At 45.5% G+C, this 2,589-nt stretch carries 1 pseudogene; it reads right to left on the minus strand.

Annotated features, from left to right (window positions below):
* Positions 1 to 2,589, minus strand: a pseudogene (locus AB6E30_RS22385) (hypothetical protein); the annotation flags it as partial.

The raw sequence follows: 2,589 nt of genomic DNA on the forward strand, positions 1-2,589 counted from the left end.
CGCTAACCGTGTGGTCTAGATTGCGGTTTGGTTCGAAGCGTACTTCACCTTCAAGAGTGATGAACAACTCACCCTCTGTGAAGCTAAATTGCTGCTCACCTGTGTCCGTTTGATCCAGTGTTCGAACTTGACCGTCATACGTAAACTGAGTGATCGTCGCACCATCGGCACTTTGTTCTGGCATCACATCGATGGTATTGGTTGTCACTGTGCCGTCTGCAAGATTTGGTTCAGTGATATCTAACGTACCACCTTGCATGATTTGAACATCATCACCAATGGTCACGTTAAGTTGAGACACCAACGAGTCATCGCCATCGCTATCGACCGCGTAAACCGGTAAGTCGAAACTCAAATTATTATTTGCGAGGCCATCTACATGGTCTAGTGCTTCAAGTAAGGTGAAGGTGTATTGACCTAAATTGGTATCCGAGAAGCTAATCGTAAACACGTTAGTTTCAACGTTCGAACCATCAGTCACAAAACCGATGTAGCCACCCGGTGTAGTTGGGTCAGCTTTCAGTTCGACCGCCAATCCGTTCGATTTCAGAGCACCACCAACATTAAAATCAGTCGGTTCAATACGGAAACTCGTCACGTCATCACTTTGGTTAGTAAAGGTAATGGTTTGAGTTGAACTTACCGCACTTGCATTCGGAGCAGATCCGTCGCTCAGATTCGTTTCTGACAGAGTAACGCTTGGCACCGTGTCAATCGTTGGGATATCGCCATCAGTAATGGTTAGCGTTACCGTTGAAGACACAAGATCGCTATCGGAATCACTTGAAGTTACGACTATCGACTTCACGATATCGCCACCAGTATGGTCAAGGTTACGACTTGGTTCGAAACGAATATCGCCTTGCAGAGTGATATATAATGCCCCATCAGCAACCACGAACTTCTGCTCACCTGTATCGTTTTGATCAAGCGTTAATACCGCCCCACCATCATAAGTGAACTGAGTAATGGTCGTGCCATCAGCACCTTCTTCATCAAGTACATTAACGGAAGCTGTCGTCGGAGTACCTGCTGCCAAATCTGCAACCGTTGGCTCTTCAATTGTGAGAGAGTCATTAACCATCACTTGAATATCATCAGTGATAGTTACAGCCAGTGGCGACATTAGCGAATCATCACCGTCGCTATCAACCGCGTAGACTGGCAAGTTGAATGTTAGATCGTTATTGCCTTGAACAGGCGTGTGGTCAATCGCTTCCAGAAGCGTGAAGGTGTACTCACCCAAAGTGGTACTACTGAAATCGAGTGTAAACACAGTGGTTTCGACATTCGAAATATCGGTCGTGAAACCAATATAATTGCCGGATCCTGTTGGTTCCTCTCGAATCTCAATGATCAAGCCATCGGACTTGAGCGCGTTGTTAGTATTAAATTCACTTGGTTCTAAACGGAATTTCTCAACATCGTCACTTTGATTAGTGAAAGTGATGGTTTCCGTTTGACTAACCGCGCTGCCACTTGGCGATGAGCCATCAGTTAAATCAGCTTCTTCAAGTACAACGCTCGGTACCGAATCGATAGTCGGATTATCACCATCAGTAATGGTCAGCGTAATGGCTGAAGTCACCGGATCGTTATCGAAGTCGCTTGAAGTCACTACTATCAACTTCACGATGTCTTCGCTAACGGAATGGTCTAGATCGCGATTAGGTTCAAAGCGCACTTCACCTTCAAGGGTGATAAACAACTCGCCTTCTGTGAAGCTGAACTGCTGTTCACCAGTGTCATTTTGATCAAGCGTTCTTAGCTGACCGTCATAAGTAAACTGAGTGATCGTCGCACCATCAGCACTTTGGTTTGGCATCACATCAATGGTGTTGGTTGTGATTGTGCCGTCTGCAAGATTTGGCTCGATAATATCTAACGTACCATCTTGCATGATTTGAACATCATCACCGATGGTCACATTCAGCTGAGACACCAGTGAATCGTCGCCGTCCGTATCAACCGCATAAACCGGCAGATCAAAACTCAGATCGTTCTTATCTAAACCATCCGCATGGTCTAACGCTTCAAGCAGAGTAAAGGTGTATTCACCCAACGTACTCGTAGAGAAAGCAATCGTGAATACAGGAACTTCAGTATTCGAGCCATCGGTAATAAAACCGATGTAAGTTCCCGGATTAGCCGAATCTTCTTTTATCTCAACGGCAAAGCCATTCGATTTCAGTGCTCCACCCACATTAAATTCAGTAGGTTCAATACGGAAACTCGCCACATCATCACTTTGATTGGTGAAGGTAATTATCTCGGTTTGACTGACTACACTGCCGCTTGGCGCAGAGCCATCGGCTAAATTAGTTTCAGACAAAGTAACACTTGGTACCTCATCAATCGTTGGGTTATCGCCATCAGTAATGGTCAGCGTCACTGTGGAAGTCAGTACGTCATTATCTGAATCGCTTGAGGTCACCACTATCGACTTCACGATATCTTCGCTAGCTGTGTGGTCTAGATTTCGGTTTGGTTCGAAGCGTACTTCACCTTCAAGAGTGATGAACAACTCGCCTTCAGTGAAGCTAAATTGCTGCTCACCATTGTCAGTTTGATCCAGAGTGCGAACTTGAC

Source organism: Vibrio sp. 10N.247.311.12 (genome assembly GCF_041467515.1).
GTDB classification, from domain to species: Bacteria; Pseudomonadota; Gammaproteobacteria; order Enterobacterales; family Vibrionaceae; genus Vibrio; species Vibrio crassostreae_C.